This window comes from Paenibacillus sp. VTT E-133280 (genome assembly GCF_002264385.1).
GTDB classification, from domain to species: Bacteria; Bacillota; Bacilli; order Paenibacillales; family Paenibacillaceae; genus Paenibacillus_AQ; species Paenibacillus_AQ nitricinens.
The window spans coordinates 21,470-40,614 of the sequence record NZ_NFUX01000001.1 but is presented as its reverse complement, the minus strand read 5'-3'; the positions used below and the strand labels follow the sequence as shown (position 1 = coordinate 40,614).

General features: G+C 46.5%; 18 protein-coding genes. 14 read left to right on the top strand and 4 right to left on the bottom strand.

The window, feature by feature from the left end:
- Window positions 1–20: 20 nt before the first annotated feature.
- Window positions 21–1,118 (bottom strand): FUSC family protein, encoded by a 1,098-nt coding sequence (locus CA600_RS00180; protein ID WP_179281467.1) that lies wholly within the window; start codon window positions 1,116–1,118, stop codon window positions 21–23.
- Window positions 1,119–1,425: 307 nt separating this feature from the next.
- On the opposite strand from CA600_RS00180, the gene CA600_RS00175 reads away from it, so the two are divergent.
- The 7 genes from CA600_RS00175 to CA600_RS00145 all read left to right on the top strand — a co-directional run bounded on the left by CA600_RS00175 (window position 1,426) and on the right by CA600_RS00145 (window position 8,768).
- Complete coding sequence (locus CA600_RS00175; protein WP_094868490.1) at window positions 1,426–2,535, top strand: ABC transporter ATP-binding protein; 1,110 nt, start codon at window positions 1,426–1,428, stop codon at window positions 2,533–2,535.
- Window positions 2,525–3,337: an ABC transporter permease gene (locus CA600_RS00170; protein WP_042192705.1), complete on the top strand. Its 813-nt coding sequence runs from the start codon at window positions 2,525–2,527 to the stop codon at window positions 3,335–3,337. Before CA600_RS00175 ends, CA600_RS00170 begins: the two co-directional genes overlap by 11 nt.
- Entirely contained in the window at window positions 3,327–4,160 is an 834-nt protein-coding gene (locus CA600_RS00165) for an ABC transporter permease (RefSeq protein ID WP_094868345.1), read from the top strand. The genes CA600_RS00170 and CA600_RS00165 overlap by 11 nt, the downstream gene beginning before the upstream one ends.
- On the top strand, window positions 4,157–5,230 hold the full coding sequence (locus CA600_RS00160) for an ABC transporter substrate-binding protein (protein WP_094868344.1): 1,074 nt from the start codon (window positions 4,157–4,159) through the stop codon (window positions 5,228–5,230). Before CA600_RS00165 ends, CA600_RS00160 begins: the two co-directional genes overlap by 4 nt.
- Before the next feature lie 297 nt (window positions 5,231–5,527).
- On the top strand, window positions 5,528–6,202 hold the full coding sequence (locus CA600_RS00155) for a response regulator transcription factor (protein WP_094868343.1): 675 nt from the start codon (window positions 5,528–5,530) through the stop codon (window positions 6,200–6,202).
- Entirely contained in the window at window positions 6,199–7,566 is a 1,368-nt protein-coding gene (locus tag CA600_RS00150; RefSeq protein ID WP_094868342.1) for a sensor histidine kinase, read from the top strand. The genes CA600_RS00155 and CA600_RS00150 overlap by 4 nt, the downstream gene beginning before the upstream one ends.
- 221 nt (window positions 7,567–7,787) lie before the next feature.
- Entirely contained in the window at window positions 7,788–8,768 is a 981-nt protein-coding gene (locus CA600_RS00145) for an alpha/beta hydrolase (RefSeq protein ID WP_042192697.1), read from the top strand.
- Window positions 8,769–8,836: 68 nt separating this feature from the next.
- Here the strand turns inward: CA600_RS00145 and CA600_RS00140 are convergent, their stop codons facing one another.
- The 3 genes from CA600_RS00140 to CA600_RS00130 form a co-directional block, all read right to left on the bottom strand.
- Window positions 8,837–9,658 (bottom strand): class I SAM-dependent methyltransferase, encoded by an 822-nt coding sequence (locus tag CA600_RS00140; RefSeq protein WP_094868341.1) that lies wholly within the window; start codon window positions 9,656–9,658, stop codon window positions 8,837–8,839.
- A gap of 195 nt (window positions 9,659–9,853) precedes the next feature.
- The gene (locus CA600_RS00135; protein ID WP_094868340.1) at window positions 9,854–10,705 is read right to left on the bottom strand and encodes a 1,4-dihydroxy-6-naphthoate synthase; all 852 of its coding nucleotides are present in this window, start codon (window positions 10,703–10,705) and stop codon (window positions 9,854–9,856) included.
- Window positions 10,705–11,367, bottom strand: a complete 663-nt coding sequence (locus CA600_RS00130) for a futalosine hydrolase (RefSeq protein WP_094868339.1) — start codon at window positions 11,365–11,367, stop codon at window positions 10,705–10,707. The genes CA600_RS00135 and CA600_RS00130 overlap by 1 nt, the downstream gene beginning before the upstream one ends.
- Before the next feature lie 290 nt (window positions 11,368–11,657).
- Between CA600_RS00130 and CA600_RS00125 the strand changes: the two genes are divergently transcribed.
- The 7 genes from CA600_RS00125 to mprF all read left to right on the top strand — a co-directional run bounded on the left by CA600_RS00125 (window position 11,658) and on the right by mprF (window position 19,131).
- Complete coding sequence (locus CA600_RS00125; protein ID WP_280787328.1) at window positions 11,658–12,128, top strand: MarR family winged helix-turn-helix transcriptional regulator; 471 nt, start codon at window positions 11,658–11,660, stop codon at window positions 12,126–12,128.
- 140 nt (window positions 12,129–12,268) lie between these two features.
- On the top strand, window positions 12,269–12,670 hold the full coding sequence (locus tag CA600_RS00120; RefSeq protein WP_094868338.1) for a DoxX family protein: 402 nt from the start codon (window positions 12,269–12,271) through the stop codon (window positions 12,668–12,670).
- A gap of 17 nt (window positions 12,671–12,687) precedes the next feature.
- Window positions 12,688–13,638, top strand: coding sequence for a ring-cleaving dioxygenase (locus CA600_RS00115; RefSeq protein ID WP_094868337.1), 951 nt, complete (start codon window positions 12,688–12,690; stop codon window positions 13,636–13,638).
- Window positions 13,635–14,255, top strand: coding sequence for an alpha/beta hydrolase (locus CA600_RS00110; protein WP_094868336.1), 621 nt, complete (start codon window positions 13,635–13,637; stop codon window positions 14,253–14,255). The genes CA600_RS00115 and CA600_RS00110 overlap by 4 nt, the downstream gene beginning before the upstream one ends.
- Window positions 14,256–14,418: 163 nt before the next feature.
- The gene (locus CA600_RS00105; protein ID WP_094868488.1) at window positions 14,419–15,642 is read left to right on the top strand and encodes a multidrug effflux MFS transporter; all 1,224 of its coding nucleotides are present in this window, start codon (window positions 14,419–14,421) and stop codon (window positions 15,640–15,642) included.
- 110 nt (window positions 15,643–15,752) lie between these two features.
- Entirely contained in the window at window positions 15,753–16,103 is a 351-nt protein-coding gene (locus CA600_RS00100; RefSeq protein ID WP_094868335.1) for a FlxA-like family protein, read from the top strand.
- A gap of 367 nt (window positions 16,104–16,470) precedes the next feature.
- Window positions 16,471–19,131 (top strand): bifunctional lysylphosphatidylglycerol flippase/synthetase MprF, encoded by a 2,661-nt coding sequence (gene mprF / locus CA600_RS00095; RefSeq protein ID WP_094868334.1) that lies wholly within the window; start codon window positions 16,471–16,473, stop codon window positions 19,129–19,131.
- The last annotated feature ends 14 nt before the right edge of the window (window positions 19,132–19,145 follow it).

The window sequence follows — 19,145 nt, the reverse complement described above, 5'->3', positions numbered from 1 at the left end:
AAAAGGGACACTCCTGGAGCTTATAGCTTCTGGGAGAGTCCCTTTTTAATAAAACGTAAAGCGCGTGCGGCTTCAGCTGTTGAGGGCCGAGTGGCTACAGCATAAGTAGCAGATTTAGCACGCTCTACTTCCTCCAACACCCGGTTTAAGTGACTGAAGACCGCACCAAGATCACGAATGCTTGATAGCGAACAATTCCCTTGTAGTTCAGAGAAACTGGCCAATTGCAGGTCACGGGCACGCTCTATACAATCGGCAAGAGAACGTTGGCATTCGGCGTCTGATAAGGTTCTGGTTCCATAAAGAGCAATACAATCTGCGGTTGACTCCAGCACATCCTTCATCCAGTCCGAAGAGGCATGATGCGCTGGCAGAAGACGAATATCGTCGGCAATGTCTTTGACGTAGGAATGAATGCTTTTTAGGTGTGAGGTAGCCTGTATGAGCCCCTTCAGTTCACCCCGGCACTGATAATGTGTGAGGGTATAGAACATTTCTTTCTGTTCCCGGCTGCTATTCGACAGGAGTTTACCTGCTTCCTCCAGCAAATTGTCTTTCGGAGAATCGCGTCTTACGCCTACGAGATCTTTTAATGCATCCGCAAGTAGAAGACTTCCTTCGAATGCCAATGCTTTTACCTTGACGAACCTGTTCGGCGGCACGATAATCATATTGATGGCCAGGGCGATTAACACGCCGATAAATGTTTCCCCTATTCTCCAAAGCACGTAGTCATTCTGATAAAAAGTAAGTGCTAGAACGGAAGTAACACCCACCTGTGAAACAGCTTGAATGTTCATCTTACAGGCCGTAGCGATGCCAATCCCGATGAGTAGAATGAGCAGGATAGAAAGCCCGCCTACATCAAAAAACTGGCCAACAATTAGGCTAACGATCCCGCCAAGAATAATGCCGATCAGGCGGTAGATTCCTTTTTCTAGCGATGCTTTAACACTGGCTTGGGTGATGAGGATAGCCGCAAGGGGTGCAAAGTATAAATATTGGCTACCATATATGCTGTGTACGGCCACCCATGAGAGTGAAGCAGCCAGCGTAATTCGTATCATGTAAAGTGAGAAACCATATTTTTCAAGGCGGTCTTGTAACCCCTCGTTCATTATCATTCATCTTCTTTCGGAAAAAAATGAAAAAACTGTCTGGTCTTTCAGTTCGTTTTCATTATAACACCTTGAAAAAGGCTTGGAGGACTGGATATTTTACAAAGTTGTTAAGTTTACGCATTCCTTATCCATGTAAGCTATCGCATATAATGGTACAATCTAATATGCTATATCTATTGGAGTGTCGAATGAGAGGAGGAATTGTCGCTTATTAGCGCTGAGCATGCCCATTCGATTGTTCTCCGCGAGATGCGGGTAAAATAGTATTGTGATACTTTAGGCAGGGAGGTTGTTAGCTATAGCTATTCAGGAAGGCACCATTATTTCATTTGAAGAGGTTACCAAGCAATATGACGACGAAGATCCGGTGTTAAAAGGAGTAAGCTTTGAGATAGAGCGCGGCAAATTCTATACACTACTTGGTCCATCAGGCTGTGGTAAAACGACTATTCTACGATTGATCGCTGGGTTCGCAGAGCCAACAAGCGGGTCTATCTATTTAAACGGTAAAGTGATCAACCACATTCCAGCCAATGAGCGGCAGGTCAATACGGTCTTTCAGGATTACGCACTGTTTCCACACCTGAACGTATTCGAGAATGTGGCTTTCGGACTGCGCATTAAGAAGCTTAAGAAAGACGTCATCACGAAGAAGGTGCAGGAAGCGCTAAGTTTCGTTAACCTTGTGGGCTACGAGCAGCGTGCTATTAACGAAATGTCCGGTGGTCAACGGCAGCGCGTGGCCATTGCTCGTGCGATTGTGAACGAGCCGCAGGTTCTTTTGCTGGACGAGCCGCTATCTGCGCTCGATCTGAAGCTGCGAACAGAGATGCAGTACATACTGCGAGAAATGCAGCAACGGCTTGGCATTACCTTTATTTTTGTTACACATGACCAGGAAGAGGCACTCGCGATGTCCGACTGGATTTTTGTCATGAACAAAGGAAAAATCGAACAAAGCGGCACGCCTAACGATATCTATGATGAGCCAATTAACCGTTTCGTGGCTGATTTTATTGGCGAGTCCAACATTGTTCCGGGTGTAATGATTGAAGACTATCTGGTGGAGTTTAACGGGCGCCGCTTTGAATGTTTTGATGCCGGTCTTAAACCAAACGAATCTGTGGAGATTGTTATACGCCCCGAGGATTTGGAAATTTCAACATTGGAACAGGGTAAGCTACGTGTGCGAGTGGATTCCCAGTTGTTCCGGGGTGTCCATTATGAAATCAGTTGTTATGATGAATCCGGACATGAATGGCTTGTGCATTCTACACGTAAAGCGACTGTAGGCAGTGAAATTGGCCTTTATTTTGATCCGGAAGCGATTCATGTTATGCGTTTTGGTGAAACGGAGGAAGAGTTCGACAAACGTCTGGAAGCTTACGCCGAGGTGGAGAGTCATGAAGAATAAGGGCAGATCGTATTATCTCATCCCTTATTACCTCTGGATCGCCTTGTTTGTAATCGCACCCGTGCTGCTTGTCATCTATTATTCTCTATTTGATCTGGATGGGCATCTTACGCTAGATAACTACGTGAACTTCTTTACACCTGTGTACTTAAAAATGACGCTGACCTCATTCTGGTATGCGTTTTTGATTACAGCATTCTCTTTGCTGGTCGCCTACCCGGCAGCATATCTGTTGACGAGAACGAAGCATAAGCAGCTATGGTTATTGCTGATTATTTTACCAACATGGATTAATTTGCTGCTAAAAACTTACGCTTTTATCGGCATATTTGGTACGTTCGGACCAATCAACAATTTCTTTGATCTGCTTGGAATCGGAGAACAACAAATTTTGTTTACGGGCTTCAGCTTTGTATTTGTATCTGTGTATATCTTTATCCCATTCATGATCTTGCCGATTTACAGCGCTTTGGAGGATCTTAATTTATCCTTGCTGGATGCGGCACGTGATCTGGGTGCTTCAGGCTGGACGACGTTCCGGCGCGTTATTTTTCCATTGACCATTTCGGGTGTACGTTCCGGATGTATGGCGGTATTCATACCAGCGCTGTCCCTGTTTATGATTACTCGTCTGATTGCAGGCAACAGGGTCATTACACTCGGTACTGCGATTGAGCAGCATTTTCTGGTCACACAGGACTGGGGCATGGGCTCCACGGTTGCAGTGTTTCTGATTGCTATTATGGCGCTGTTCATGATTATTACCGGCGGATCGCGGAAAGGGGTGCGGAATGAGAAATAAAAACGGGTTCTCCAATCTGTACCTAGTGCTAGTGTTCGCTGTTCTGTATGCGCCAATCTTCTATTTGATGTACTATTCGTTCAACAGCGGGGGGACGATGCACAAGTTCGAGGGCTTTACGCTGGATTACTACCGTGAGGTCCTTCAGGATACACGTCTGATTATCATCATGATCAACACGCTTGTCATCGCGCTTCTGTCCTCGGCTATCGCCACGCTTATCGCTATTATTGGTGCACTGGCCATTAAGAGTGTACAAAACCGCCGTGCTAAAAATACCTTGTTATCTTTGAACAACGTATTGATCGTTAGTCCGGATGTCATTATCGGTGCATCGTTCCTGATCCTGTTCACCATTGCAGGCATCAAGCTTGGTTTCGTGTCCGTCCTGCTCTCGCATGTCGCGTTCAGTGTACCAATTGCCGTGTTGATGATTCTGCCGCATTTACAGGATATGAGTCCTTCACTAACGGATGCCGCACGTGACCTCGGCGCAAGCCGCAAGGATGTTCTGACTAAGGTTATTCTGCCGATTATCAAACCGGGGATCTTTAGTGGATTCTTCATGGCACTTACGTATTCACTGGATGACTTTGCAGTTACGTTCTTCGTAACGGGTAATGGTTATTCGACGCTATCAGTTGAGATTTATTCCAGAGCCCGGCAAGGGGTGTCACTATCCATTAATGCGTTGTCGACACTGATCTTCCTGTTCACGATATTGCTCGTTGTCGGTTATTACTTCCTGACTCTTAAGAAGAACCGATCCAATACCTCGGAGGCCGTGGCGGAGCCTGTAGCGGAAGCGGGGGTGCCTAGATGAAACAGTTGATTAATGCTTTTTTGGCGATTGTAATCACGGCATTTGCGCTAATGTACTTAGGCTCCTGGATGAACTCAAGGGAGGGCTATTCCGGAGGGAATACACTGACTATCTATAACTGGGGCGACTATGTCGATCCTGATCTGCTCAAGGAATTTGAAAAGGAGACCGGATTAACGGTCATTTATCAAACCTTTGACTCTAATGAAGCCATGCTAACAAAAGTGGAGCAGGGTGGAACTACTTTTGATGTCGTCATTCCTTCGGATTACGCCATCGCCAAGATGAAAGAAGAAAATTTGCTAATACCGCTGGATCATAGCAAGGTTCCGAATCTAAAGAATATTGATCCGCGGTTTATGGATCTTTCCTTCGATCCTGGTAACAAATATTCCGTGCCTTACTTCTGGGGAACTGTCGGGATTATCTTCAACCCTGAAATGACCAAGGGGATGGACTTCACCAGCTGGGATTCCCTCTGGGACAGCAGGCTGAAGAACAACATTTTCTTGGTGGATGGAGCACGCGAAGTAATGGGTATGGCTTTGAACAGCCTACACTATTCCGTTAATGACCGGGATGAAGCTCACCTGCAAGAAGCGCTGACCAAGCTGAATAAGCTATCTCCTAACGTTAAGGCGATTGTCGGAGATGAGATCAAGATGCTGCTTGCCAATGAAGAGGCTGCTGTCGGAATTGTATGGTCCGGCGATGCTTCAGAGATCATGGACGAGAATGATAAGCTTGATTATGTAGTGCCTGAGGAAGGCTCGAACAAGTGGTTCGATAACATGGTCATTCCAAAAACGGCGGATAATGTGGATGGAGCACATAAGTTCATTAACTTCATGCTTCGCCCAGATGTAGCAGCTAAGAATGCAGAATACGTAGGTTATTCCACACCTAACATTCCTGCGCTGGAGCTGCTTCCGAAGGAAACCTCCGAGGATACCCGGTTCTACCCGCCTGCCGAGATTACGGATCGGCTTGAGGTGTATGATAACCTTGGGAAACGGATGCTTGCTCATTACAATGAGCTCTTCCTGAAGTTTAAGATGAATAAGAAGTAAGCTATCTAGACTGAACTAATGTTAAAAACTTAAAGCTGAGTAGTCTCTGCGGAGAATCATTGGACTTCCGGCAGCTGTTGTTTGCAGATTTCTTGATTGGTATCGCTCTTCTCGGTGGAAATCCGCAAACAAAGGCTGTCGCTAACGCTCCTACAGTTCCAATATTCCCCTCCATTCCTAATCGCTTTTTGTTATGTTCGTTGTTCAGCCTATATAGGGGAGGAAAGTAAGTAGAAGAGCGTCTACATACGGATTACCGTGTTAGACGCTCTTTTAATATCTGAAAAGAGGGACGCAATGCCTACTATACTAGTTGCTGACGACGACGCGAACATTCGCGAACTCGTCTGTTTATTTCTACGTAACGACGGATTTGATACAGCCGAAGCTGCAGACGGCAAAGAAGCGTTAGCCGTTTATGCCTCAAAGCAGGTTGATCTTGTTGTACTCGATATCATGATGCCGGTTATGGATGGGTGGACGTTATGCAAAGAGCTACGAAAAGCCAATCCAGATCTTCCCTTACTTATGCTAACTGCCAGAGGTGAAACCTGGGAGAAGGTGAAGGGCTTCGAACTGGGAACAGACGATTATTTGACGAAGCCATTCGATCCGCTGGAGTTGACGGTTCGTGTTAGATCCTTATTGAAGCGATACAAGATTGGTTCCACCCAGACGATCCAGTTCGGCAACGTCGTCCTTGATCGGCAAACCTATAAGGTGATGAGAGGAACAGAGTCATTCACGTTGCCGCTTAAGGAGTTCGAATTGCTGTATAAGCTAGCTGGAACACCCGGGCAAGTCTATACGCGCGAGCAGTTAATCGATCAGATTTGGGGAATTGATTATGCTGGAGATGATCGAACGATAGACGTACATATTAAGCGTCTACGTGAACGATTTGCGTCTGCAACTGATTTTCGAATCGAAACGGTACGGGGGCTTGGCTATCGGTTTGAGGTCTACGAATGATCAAATCCTTATATACACGTGTTGTTCTGACCTTTCTGGTCTCCGTGATTGGAGGGACATTGATTTCTCTATTTGTGACAACTTGGGTATTCCAAGATAAATTAAACGAAAACCTGCGAATTCCTTTACTTCGCTTTGGTCAGGACATCGCCCGGATATACGAAACCTTACCGTTACATGAAGCGGATGCTCTTGTTAGTGGAATGAAGCAGCTGGATTCCTATCATATTCGAATTTACGATAAGAACGGCCATTACCGGTCCTACGGAGAGCTTAATGGAGAGAGCCCTGCTACCGTGACTAGGGAGCAACTAAAGAAAGTATTGGCTGGTGAAGCTGTTCAAGTAAAACCGAGTATAGGTTCTTCCAACCTCTTAGGACTACCTTTGAAAACTGAAATGGGAACGAAGGCGATGTTTGTGGAGCCGCTTGTGCCTCCTACTTTGTCTTCTACGAGGAATCTGCTATTTAATTTTTTGGCGTATTCGTTAATAACGGGAAGCGTATTAATTTTGGTCGCTTCTATGTTCTTAGTGAGACCGATCAAAAGGCTTACAAAGGCAACTAGGCGTATAGCAACTGGGGATTTTAATGTCGAATTGAATATTAAGCAGATGGGTGAGCTAGGTACCTTGGCTAATAGCTTCGAGGAAATGATGCACGATCTTCAGCACCTTGAGCAAATGCGCAGGGAGTTCGTAACGAATGTGTCACATGAGGTTCAGTCTCCGCTCACCTCCATATCTGGTTATGCTATTGCGCTCAAGAAAGTTGCCCTCACAGAGGATGAACGGAATCGTTATCTCGATATTATTATTGCTGAAGCGGAGCGGATGTCCAAGATGAGCGATAGTCTGTTAAAGCTGAGTGTGCTTGAATCACAATCCCAACAACTGCGACTTATCACGTTCAGTCTTGACGAACAGATCAGACGAGTAATTGTGGCGATACAGCCCCAATGGTCGGCGCGCAACATCAGTTTTGAGCTTGATTTGAAACCAGTAGTCGTATGGGCTGACCATGATTTGTTAAGTCAGGTGTGGACGAATCTCCTTGGAAATAGTATCAAATTCTCCAAGGATGACAGTGTGATTAACGTCAGCATCAAACAAGATTTGAACAATGTATCCGTCCGAATATCCGACACTGGCATTGGTATTTCTCCCGAGGACCAAGAGCGTATATTTGAACGCTTCTTTAAGGCTGATCGTTCCCACAGTCGCAAGTATGGTGGTAGCGGGATGGGACTAGCCATTGTTAAACAGATCGTATCGCTTCATAAAGGGGATATCCGAGTGGAAAGCGAACCTGGCCAAGGAACGACCTTCATCGTCACCTTACCAATTATAGCGCCCACAGAATAATTAGCGTTCAAGGATATTTTGCGAGGGGGTGAACGCCCGCCTCATTGTTCATACTACGGTAGCACAGGTAAGATTTCTTGCTTGCGCTGCCGTAGTATTTTTTTGCCTATTCATATTTAGTTCATATTGTGGTCATGAGGAGTACATCATTGTTGGTTAAGATCTCATTAGCGAAACGTTAAGGCGACATAATAAATAGAATAGGACAGGAGAAGATGAGGGTGACACAAACAGAAGTAATAAAAACGGGGAATGAAAAGAAAAAGCATAAAGTACGTAACTTGTTGCTAAAAATATTAGGAGCAATCGTGATTTTGATCGTGCTTTTTCTAGCTGTTGTTTATACAGTTAATGTGATTAGCAACAAATCTGATCAGAAAAAAATACATCAATATGGTCAGTTAGTTCCTGTTGACGGAAAAAGTATGAATGTTTTGATCCAAGGACAAGGGAAGCAGACTATTGTACTTATCCCGGGCTTTGGAACTGGAGCGCCAGCACTTGATTTTAAGCCGTTGATTGATGAGTTATCACCATTTTACAAAGTGGTCGCGGTTGAGCCGTTTGGTTATGGATTAAGTGATGAGACCGATAAGGAACGAACTACAGCGAATATCATAAGTGAGGTTCATGAAGCCGTACAGAATCTAAACATTGACCAATATATTCTAATGGGTCACTCCATTGGAGGTATTTACGGATTGGAATATGCGAAGAAATATCCAAACGAAGTGAGTGCATTTGTAGGGGTTGATAGTAGTGTTCCTGAGCAAGGCGGTATGGATGTTAAATTCCCGATAAAAAAATTAAAGCTGCTCAAAGACTCAGGTATCATTAGATTGGGATTGCAATTAAGCGGTGACCCTTATGATGGACTGCCATTTGATGATGAGACCAAAAAACAAATGAAATTGATATCGCTCAAAAATATGAATAATTCCACTACCTTAAATGAAATGGAACATATATATCCTAACTTTGTCGCAGCCAGAGGGTTGAAATTCGACAAGAATCTTCCCATTATATTCTTTATACAAGCGAATAATACAACCGTGAAAGATTGGATTCCTCTGCATGAAGGGCAAGTTAAGGAATCTGTGCATGGAAAAGTGATGACATTTGAGGGCGGACATTATTTACACCATTCCAGATCTAAGGAAATCGTTGAGAACCTAAATTTGTTCATGGAAGAAGTCAAATAAATAAAAAAACGCTCCGACTTTCCTCCTATAAGGAAAATCGGGGCGTTCTTTGCGCTTAAGTGCTGAGATTATTTGATGCCGATTCTCATCCGATAGCTGACCAGAACCTCTAGGGTGCGTCCTTGAAAATGTTGTTCAACCGCAGCTGTGAAGTCTGCAATGTCCTGATCGAGCAAGGTAGCGTCCTGTTTCAACACGGTTCGTATTCCGCCTTGACTTAGAGCGAGTCCTACATAGCGCTGCGCATCGCAGGATTCAAGATTATGAAATACGATCTCTCTTGCAAAAGAGAAAGCTCCACTAGCCTGAATCCGTGACAAATGCCCTTCTTTGTCCCATTTATGTGCTCTCTCAGCATCAGGTAAGAGTGAGGCGAGCAGTTCCTCGGATTTGGAGATCAGTTGGTTGTAACGTTCTTCTACCTTCTGTTGAAGGGGGAGAGGCCAGTCGCAATCGTAGGCAGCGAAGACACCACCTGTTCTCAAGACCCGGGAGATTTCTCGAAGTGTGCTTTCAGGATCCATCCAGTGGAATGACTGTGAGCAGGTCACTATGTCTACGCTGTCCACTGCAAGTGGAAGCTGGTTAGAATAACCTTGTACAAAAGTGATGGATTGAGGATCTTCTATCCGGCTTAATTTATCGATTGCTTTTCCCAGCATATCTGGATTCGGTTCAATGCCTATTACGTGGTCCGCGACATCCTTCCACAGAAAAGTAGACAAGCCCGTGCCGCAGCCTATATCTGCGACGACTGAAGGTGTGCTGCCTAAGTAGTCGGTCAGCAGCTTGATGATCAGGGGAGGAGCTTCAGGACGGTAGCGGTCATAGTCCGCTTGAAAGCCGAGAAATCGATCGATGTTTTGCTTGCTATTGTTTTCAGGTATCATGTGATCCTCCTTCATAGAATCTATTTATAGGTCTATTGTATAGCCATCGCTCCGCTATGCCAAATAATGGATTGAAGGCAATCGCAACAACTGCTGCTTAGAATAAACAAAATCCCCGGAGGACACCTTATGTGTGTAACCGGGGATTTTAGGCTATGTCTAGTTTTAGAGTGTGTTAAGAATACCTAGTGCATGCTACCGAAGTAATTCTGGGTCGATGGCAGGTACAAGTCCTTCTGCTGCAGCACGATTTAGTAAGGCAGAGATTGCAGCGTAGCCGTCATCGCCTAAGTTCATCGAGAACTCATTCACATAGAGATCAATATGAGATTTTGCCACTTCTGGAGCTAACTCTTGTGCGTGGCTAAGCACATAGTCTCTAGAGTCAGTAGGATGATCCCATGCATATTGAAGAGAGCTGCGAATCGAGCCAGTGATTGCATCGGTATCCAGATCGCGGCGAGCAATGATCGCGCCGAGTGGAATCGGCAGGCCAGTATCGCTTTCCCACCAGCTGCCTAGGTCAGTCAGCATATTAAGACCATAAGATGCGTAAGTAAAGCGGGCTTCGTGAATTACAAGTCCGGCATCGATATGGCCATCACGTACAGCGGGCATGATCTCATCGAAAGGCATGACGACGATTTCACCGATGCCTCCCGTTATATGCTGTGCTGCCCATAATCTGAAAAGTAGATAAGCCGTAGAGCGTTCGCTAGGCACTGCAATCCGGCGTCCAGCTAGCTTTTCGGGACGTTTGATCGCTGTTGGGCCACTTGCGGTAAGGAGCAACGGCCCGCAGCCGCGACCCAGTGCGCCGCCGCATGGCAGCAGTTTGTAACGCTCAAGAACCCATGGTAAGGCGGCATAGGAGATTTTAAGGACTTCAGGGCCTTCTCCATTAGCAGCAAGTGTGTTGGTAATATCAATGTCGGCATAGGTTACATTCAGTTGTGGTGCATTCGGGACAAGCCCGTGTGCCCAGGCATGGAATACAAAGGTATCGTTAGGGCAAGGGGAAAAAGCGATATTAAGCTCAGTTGTCATTACAGCACCTCCAATAGTATAGCGGCTGCCGCCGTTAATGCTTCCATTGCATCGCCGATCTTCCAGGCGGACCGGTCGCGGGGACCGACCGGGTTCGAAATGGCGCGGAGCTCCAGTACCGGGAGCCCCAGCGCCTCAGCGGCCACGGCAACCCCGTGGCCTTCCATCGCCTCCGCGACGGCACCAGGATGCCGCGCGATGAGGGCGGCGGCCGTCTCCGCGGTGCCGGTCGCCGTCGAGACCGTAAGCACGGTCCCCGTGCTTACGGTCAGTCCGGCCGCTGCCAGCGCGGCCGAAACCGCCTGTACCGTGCCGCGGTCAGCCGGCACGGACACGCTGCCGAAGCCAAGCTCGGCAGCGCTGCGGAAGCCCTCCGGCGTCTCGGCCCCGAGGTCGGCGGCTATCATCTCGCTGGCAACGACCAGCGAGCCTAAAGGTGCCACCCCCGGGAACCCGCCGCCGATCCCGGCGCTGATTACGCAGCCGTAAGATCCGGCTGCGAGTGCTGCGGCGGTTCCCGCCGCCGCTGCTGCCGTACCTGCGCCGGCAGCAATCACATGGAACCTGTCGCTGCCTTGCAGGCCGCGCAGGACCGCGTCTCGCTCTGCGGCTACGGCTGTTACGATCAGCACGCGCCGCGCACCAGCATGTTCCTCCACCATCAGGTTGCCTCCTTTGAGAGAAGTGAAATCGCTTACTAAATAGTCATTCGTAAAGACAAGAATACGCCGTTTTAAGGGTCAGGTCAAACTTAGAGTGATTTTCATCACGCTCTTAAAAATTCGTAGAAAGAACATTAATAGCTCGTTAAGCACCTTATGTTATCTTTTTTAAGTGGCGAGGTTGACAAAGGTAGTGTGAGGAAGTATAGTTATCTTAACTTAAAGATATTTAACATAAAGACATTTACTTTAGATTGTACAACATCGCTGTCAAACTGGAGGTGGAATTGATGAGTAATACCGAAGAGAATGTTCGTAATACAGAGAATACTACGGAGATGGATCAGGCGTCTTCTTTAAAGTTATTTGTTGTATTATCTAAGGCTTACAGAAGCTTGATGGATCAAGCTGTGAAGGATATGAAGAGTTACGGGCTGGCGTCTGCCGAATTCATGGTGCTTGAGGTGCTGTATCACCGGACCCGTATTCCACTGCAACAGATCGGGGAGAAGATTCTCGTTACGAGTGGAAGCATCACCTATAATATCGACAAGCTGGAGAAGAAAGGTCTGCTGAAACGTGTGCCGTGTAGCGAGGACAGACGCGTGACCTATGCGGAGATTACGGATGCAGGGCGTGAGCTGTTCGATAAGATTTTCCCGCGTCATGTGGCTTCGATTCATGATCTAATGCATGGACTGGATAAGGAAGAGAAGGGCCAGGCTATCGATTTACTGAAGAAGTTAGGTAAAGGTGTATAGAGCGCTGAAATATCATTAGGAAGAGCGCCTCTATAAGGTTAGAAGCAGTTCGCTGCTTCTTGCCGCTGGTAGACAAAAAAATTTACCATATATCTTAATGTTAAGATAATTAAATCAAAGAAAATTGGAGTGGATTAACAATGATAAGTGTAGGAATATTATTGATGAGATTAGTGATCGGGATTGCGTTTATCGGACATGGCGCACAAAAGCTATTTGGATGGTTTGGCGGATATGGCCCGAAGGGTACAGGCGGCTGGATGGAGTCCATAGGCATTAAACCAGGCGTTACGATGGCGGTATTAGCAGGTATTCTAGAGCTGGCGGGTGGATTTATGTTCGCGGCAGGGCTACTAACTCCTGTTGCAGCAGTGTTAATCGCTGCTACGATGCTTGGAGCCATCATTAAGGTTCATGCGCCAAATGGCTTCTGGTCTACTGCAAACGGTATTGAGTTTCCACTCACAGTACTTGTGGTTGCGGTAGGTATAGCACTTACGGGGCCGGGTTCGATTTCTCTGGATGCCTTGATTTTTAACTAAGAAGGGGGTTTATAATAATGACACTTCAAACTGCAGGAATCCACCATATTACAGCTTTTGTTGGCGATGCTCAGCGTAATGTTGATTTTTACGCCGGTATTCTAGGACTACGGCTGGTGAAGAAAACGATTAATTTTGACGCTCCGGAAGTTTATCATTTATATTTTGGGAACGAACAGGGTGCACCGGGGACGATAATTACATTCTTTCCATCTTCCATGGGGCGTAAAGGTAGAATCGGCGCTGGACAGGTCGGTGTAACCACTTATGCAATACCTGTGGGCTCATTGGCATTCTGGAAACAACGTCTTGCTGCATATCAAATTTCGGTCACCCTCAGCAATAGAATCTCGGAAACCTATCTATCCTTCACTGATTATGACGGTTTACGTATTGACCTTGTGGAACGTGAGGAAGGAGCGCTTAGTAAGTGGTCTTTCGGAGGGGTTCCTACCGAGCATGCGATCAAAGGGTTCGGTGGCGCTGTGCTCTACAGCAATAATCCGCTGCAAACGGCAGAGACGCTTGTCCATACGATGGGAATGGAGCATATCGCGGATGGAGACGGATATAGTCGTTACAGAACCACTGGCGATTTGGGTAATATTATTGATCTGAAGACAACGCCAATCCCGCTAGGTGCAGGAGGTACAGGTACGGTTCACCATATTGCATGGCGTGCAAAAGATGATGCTGAGCAGCTGGAATGGGGGCAACATGTACAGAGCCATGGACATCATCCAACACCGGTTCAAGACCGCCAATACTTCAATGCGATCTATTTCCGTGAAAGAGGGGGGATCCTCTTCGAGATTGCTACAGACCCTCCAGGCTTTGCTCGAGATGAGGCACCGGATGCTCTGGGCGAGAAACTGATGCTGCCTTCTTGGTATGAACCGCATCGTACGGCTATCGAAGAAAATTTAAGTCCTATTCAAATAAGAGAAATTGAGGTGAAGCAGGGATGATTCATGTATTTCATAAAGGTAAGGATATAACGAAGCCCACGCTTGTATTATTCCACGGTACGGGGGGCAATGAGCAAGATTTACTACCGCTTGCGGGGTTATTATCTCCAGATTCATCAGTTCTGGGTATCAGAGGGAATGTTCTAGAGAATGGTATGCCGAGGTTCTTCCGGCGGCTGGCTGAAGGGGTGTTCGATGAAGCCGATCTAATCTTCCGTACTCACGAGATTAAGCAGTTTCTGGACGATGCCGCAGCGCAGTACGGATTTGATGCCAACAATCTGGTAGCCGTGGGTTACTCTAACGGTGCAAACATTGCCGGCAGCTTGCTGTTCCACTATAAGGAGGTTTTCCGCGCCGCAATTCTACTGCATCCGATGGTGCCGCTGCGGAATGTAGAGCTTCCTTCTCTTGAAGGGGTGTCTATCTTCATTGGAGCAGGTACAAATGATCCGCTTATCGCTTCTTCGGAGACTGAGGATTTGGAGATTATTTTACAGAAGGCAGGCGCAGAGGTGACAACACACTGGGGCAACCAAGGTCATCGCCTGAGTGTTGCTGAGGCTGAAGCCGCTAGAGATTGGTTGCAAATGCGCAGCACATCTACAAATGCATAAAACAATCAGAATAACCGCCGGAAGGCGGTTATTTTTGTTACACAGGCGCTAGCAGCCCTCCATAAAAGGATTGATCAATTCACTTCCTTTACGTTAGTATGAAGAATACAAAAAAAGGCCTATGGGTTGCTTTAGAAAGGTTGAAGTAAGGATTATGATTGGAATGCAAAATGGTAATAAGCTTGCCGCAGGTGGACCCTCACGGAAGCAGAGATTACAGCTGGCTGTGATTCTCGGTTCCATTACAACGATCGGCCCGTTGTCGATTGATATGTATTTGCCTGCACTGCCTACGCTTGTCGCGGATTTCGGTACGACTGCTGCTTTAGTACAGCTTAGTCTGACCTTCTTTTTGCTTGGACTAGCTTCAGGACAGTTGGTCGCTGGACCGCTGAGTGATGTGTATGGCCGTCGCCGTCCGCTGCTTATAGGAATGTTCATCTATGCCATATCATCAGTGCTGTGTGCTTTTAGTCCGTCGATTGGACTGCTGGTTGCTTTACGGTTTATTCAGGGGCTTGCTGGTTCAGTAGGCGTGGTTGTCTCTAGAGCGGCTGTTCGTGATTTATATAGTGGCTCTGAACTCACGAAGTTCTTCTCACTATTGATGATTGTGAATGGTCTCGGACCGATTTTGGCTCCGGTTATTGGGGGCCAACTGTTAAGAGTAACTACATGGCAGGGGATATTCTTAGTTTTATTTGCTGCCGGAATTATTTTTTGTCTAACCATTTTATTGCGCTTGCCAGAGACACTGCCGAAGGAGCGACGCTCTAAGAGTGGACTGAAGGGGACACTGCTTACCTTCCGGGTATTGCTTGGCAATCGTAAGTTTATGGGCTATGCCTTGTCGCAAGGTTTTGTTACGGCATCCATGTTTGCTTATATCTCAGGTTCTTCTTTTGTATTGCAAAATATTTTTGCGGTTACACCGCAGGTATACAGTCTGATCTTTGCTGTGAATGGGATTGGAATTATTATTACAGGCCAAATTGCCGGCAGACTTGCTGGCAAGGTAAGTGAGACTAAATTGCTATTTAGCGGACTATTGCTCTGTACGACGGGAGGCCTCTTACTACTGCTGACGATTCTGGTAGGAGGAGGGCTGATCCCTATTCTGATCTGTTTATTTGCAGTTGTCTCCAGTGTGGGGATTGTCGGAGCGACCAGCTTCTCATTGGCGATGCAAGATCAAGGAGAAGCGGCAGGCAGTGCCTCGGCGTTAATCGGATTAATTCCTCTGCTGCTAGGTAGCTGTGTGGCGCCACTTGTTGGTCTTGGGGGAGTTGAATCAGCACTTCCGATGGCGATTGTAATAGCAGGGACCGGACTTCTCTCGATTCTTTCTTATATGCTGCTTGTTAGACGAGGAAAAGCAAGCGCCTAGCAGCCCATCCTTACAACCAGCAAGTAGTATTTTCAGCAAACTTTCAGCGGGTCTTAACGTTCCTTACTTGCAAAAGGATTATATTGGAGGTAAGGAAGGGAGGGATAACCATGAGTATATCAGCAGTCTCAGGTTCCACATCGTATACTACCTCGACATCTAGCACTACAGATACCAGTACGCTTGAGAAACAAAAAGCGAAGCTAGAAGCTGAACTGGACAAGATTAATACCAGCGCAGACGATGACAAGACCAAGGAAACGAAAACGAAGCAAATTGAACAACAGATTAAGACCATCGAGGCACAAATCTCGCAGAAGTCTCAGAGCAGTGCTTCCTCCGCTAACAGTGTTGTAGAGGCACCTGCCAAACCTGCGAACAATAAGCCTGCTGCAGCAAGTCCGCAAGAGATAGCTACCGCAACAACGGATAGCAAAGGCAGATTTGATATCCGTGTATAACCTATTGTAAACCGCATTACATAATAAAAAGGGCATCCTTTGCCGTGAGGGATGTCCTTTTTGTTATGTATTTTTAGGTTTAAACTTTAATTTACATGTTCTTTTAACGCATTGTTTGCCAATACTGACAAAGCACCCTTAAGTAAAGTTCCGTCATAATAACCTGTCCATCTTCGTAATATATTTATTATGATTACTCCACTTTTCCCATAAATTCTTTAATTATTGCAGGGGTAAAGGCACTGTTGGCAGTCTAATGGATTAGGTGTTGATTATCACGGGTCTTCTATTCCAAGTATTGCTATAATGAATTAGTTGTAAAAATTGTCTAGCACAACATGTGTCAGCGGTAAAGGCAGGTGGGCTCATGCATTCTAAGCAACAGACATTAGAAAGATTCAAAATTGTAAGGCTAATCCTATCTATCTATCGGATCAGGGCGGTCAGAGCTCTTTTTCCAGTCGCTATTATTGCGTTCGTATACTGGGAGGGGCAACATGAGCTGAAGCAGGTTCACTTAGGGCTTATTATGCGTGAACTTAGGCGCGTGCCCACGTCCGCTATTTTTCAAATGGTCGGTTTTGCCCTTCTGGCAGTAGCTGTAATGAGTGCCTATGACTATTTGATTCGGGCACATTTCCGTTTAAAAGTAGGGCTATGGAGTACGTTTCGGTATGCATGGATTGCTAATACATTTAATAATTTGATTGGCTTTGCGGGTCTGGCTGGAGTGGGTTTAAGGACGCTGCTGTATAAAAAAAGTGGAGTGCCAACCTCTGTGCTAACCCCGGCCATCGTATTTCTATCCCCACTTATGATTACTGGGTTATCCTTGCTTTCATGGGCTAATATCTTTGGCTTACTCCCGGCAACGGCTTTGCTGGAAGAACATCGCTGGCTCGTATTCGCAGTATGGGGGATGGCGCTTTATTTGCCGATATTTGTGTTTGTACAGCGCTCAGCACTTTATGCAAAGTGGATTAACCGTGGAGAAGGCAGAACACCATGGTTTACAGTCGTGGCTTCTGTGGGTGCTTCCTTTTTGGAATGGAGCTTTGCAGGCGTGACTTTCTGGACCATCAGCAGCCATCTTTTGGACGAGGTCCATTTCATAGCTATCTTTGGTGTGTTTACGATTGCCGCCATTGCAGGCATATTGAGTATGGCCCCCGGCGGTATCGGTGCATTTGATCTTATCGCCTTGCTTGGACTTACACAGCTTGGATACCAGAGCGATAAGGCGATGGCGGTACTTGTTATCTTTAGATTGTTTTATTATGTCATTCCTTGGTTGATTGGATTGGTGCTGGCTGCACTGGAAATTGGTTTGCAAGGAAAAAAGGGTCTAGATCGTTCAGCTCCAGGGTTCGAACCCTCTCTTAATCTATGGCAAAAGATTTGGGGGTGGCCGGGTCAGTATTCCTTTCTGAGCGATCTAGGGGTGTGGGCTCTCGGTAAATTAGTATTAGCAAGCGGTCTGATTCTCTTGTTATCTACTGCAACGCCGGGGTTGTTGTATAGGTTGAAGATTACAGAGGAGATATTGTCCTTTCCAGTGATGCAATTGTCGCATCATCTGTCTGTACTTATTGGTTTCATGCTAATTATATTGTCACGGGGGATTACGTTGCGAGTGCATAATGCATATGTATGGACTAGCATACTTCTGTTCACTGGATCGGTGTTTGCTGTGGCTAAGGGGTTTGATTATGAAGAGGCACTTTTTCTGCTTCTGGTAGCTCTCATCCTGTGGGTATCCAGATCTCGGTTTTATCGAATCAGTGCCCAAGTCAGTAAACAGAGCACGATCTGGTGGTTTGCCCTAACGTCTGTTATCGCGCTTACTTATTATTTGATGGGCAGTTATGTACATCGTGGATTTCTGAAGCATCTGCCTCCCGGAGTGCAGCCTGAATGGCTTCAGCGGCATAGTCATGTCGCCTTTACGGCAATCGGAGGGCTAGCCTTCTCCTGGATCATTCTCACTATGCTGGTAACCCTTCGGCCGCATCATAAGGCGGAGGAGCTTTTCGGTGCTTTTGATATAGCCAAGCTGAAGCGCTTTTTAGAGGGCGTTCAAGGCAATGCCTTGACCCATATGCTGTTTTTAGGGGATAAAAGCTTCTTCTGGGCGCAGAATGACAAGGTGCTTCTTGCGTTTTCCAGAGTCAGAGACAAGCTCGTTGTCCTAGGTGATCCGCTAGGTGAGAAAAGCTTAATGAACGAAGCTATCAATGAATTCAGACAAGCTGCGGATAAATTTGGGCTGGTTGTCGTTTTCTATCAAGCTACGCCTGCCTTCTTATCCATCTATCATGAGCAGGGCTATCGCTTCTTCAAGCTGGGTGAAGAGGCATTGGTAACGCTCAATACCTTTACGCTAAGTGGCAAAAAGAATAGTGATTTGCGCAGTGTAAGCAATCGTTTTGAACGGGAAGGTTATGCTTTTGAAATTGCAACTGCACCACATGCTGAAAATTTACTGCGAGAGCTGCGGTCGGTTTCGGATGAATGGTTGAGCAGGCGAGTCGAAAAAGGATATTCGCTGGGATGGTTCAAGGAAGATTATCTACAGCTAGCGCCCATTGCGATCCTGCGGAACAGCGAAGGGTTGGTACTGGCTTTTGCTTCGATTGCACCGGGGTATGACCGGGGAGAGACCCTGTCTATTGATTTAATGCGCCATCGAAAGGGCGCACCGAATGGTACGATGGATTATTTATTCATTCGTTTGCTGGAATGGGCGAAGTCGGAGGGGTATCACCGCTTTAATCTTGGCAATGCTCCACTATCCAGTGTGGGTCAGAATGCCGGAGCACTACGAGAGGAAAAACTGGCTCATCTCGTGTTTAAAAGAGGTGGACACTGGTACGGCTTTGCCGGACTGCGTCGCTATAAAGAAAAGTTCAGCCCGGAGTGGGAGCCGCGTTACTTGGCCTATCCAGCTTCCGTAACGTTGCCCATCCTTACACTGGATCTGGTAAGGCTAGTATCCCGTCATCCAGAAAATACTCCAAACAACAACTAAAATAGGGTGTTCAT

Bases quoted from the DNA above. Each gene is read 5' to 3' on its own strand.
- CA600_RS00140 (WP_094868341.1), bottom strand. From the start codon at position 9,658: ATGATACCTGAAAACAATAGCAAGCAAAACATCGATCGATTTCTCGGC.
- CA600_RS00155 (WP_094868343.1), top strand. From the start codon at position 5,528: ATGCCTACTATACTAGTTGCTGACGACGACGCGAACATTCGCGAACTC.
- CA600_RS00110 (WP_094868336.1), top strand. From the start codon at position 13,635: ATGATTCATGTATTTCATAAAGGTAAGGATATAACGAAGCCCACGCTT.
- CA600_RS00130 (WP_094868339.1), bottom strand. From the start codon at position 11,367: ATGGTGGAGGAACATGCTGGTGCGCGGCGCGTGCTGATCGTAACAGCC.
- CA600_RS00125 (WP_280787328.1), top strand. From the start codon at position 11,658: ATGAGTAATACCGAAGAGAATGTTCGTAATACAGAGAATACTACGGAG.
- CA600_RS00150 (WP_094868342.1), top strand. From the start codon at position 6,199: ATGATCAAATCCTTATATACACGTGTTGTTCTGACCTTTCTGGTCTCC.
- CA600_RS00105 (WP_094868488.1), top strand. From the start codon at position 14,419: ATGCAAAATGGTAATAAGCTTGCCGCAGGTGGACCCTCACGGAAGCAG.
- CA600_RS00170 (WP_042192705.1), top strand. From the start codon at position 2,525: ATGAAGAATAAGGGCAGATCGTATTATCTCATCCCTTATTACCTCTGG.
- CA600_RS00100 (WP_094868335.1), top strand. From the start codon at position 15,753: ATGAGTATATCAGCAGTCTCAGGTTCCACATCGTATACTACCTCGACA.
- CA600_RS00115 (WP_094868337.1), top strand. From the start codon at position 12,688: ATGACACTTCAAACTGCAGGAATCCACCATATTACAGCTTTTGTTGGC.
- mprF (WP_094868334.1), top strand. From the start codon at position 16,471: ATGCATTCTAAGCAACAGACATTAGAAAGATTCAAAATTGTAAGGCTA.
- CA600_RS00135 (WP_094868340.1), bottom strand. From the start codon at position 10,705: ATGACAACTGAGCTTAATATCGCTTTTTCCCCTTGCCCTAACGATACC.
- CA600_RS00180 (WP_179281467.1), bottom strand. From the start codon at position 1,118: ATGAACGAGGGGTTACAAGACCGCCTTGAAAAATATGGTTTCTCACTT.
- CA600_RS00165 (WP_094868345.1), top strand. From the start codon at position 3,327: ATGAGAAATAAAAACGGGTTCTCCAATCTGTACCTAGTGCTAGTGTTC.
- CA600_RS00160 (WP_094868344.1), top strand. From the start codon at position 4,157: ATGAAACAGTTGATTAATGCTTTTTTGGCGATTGTAATCACGGCATTT.
- CA600_RS00120 (WP_094868338.1), top strand. From the start codon at position 12,269: ATGATAAGTGTAGGAATATTATTGATGAGATTAGTGATCGGGATTGCG.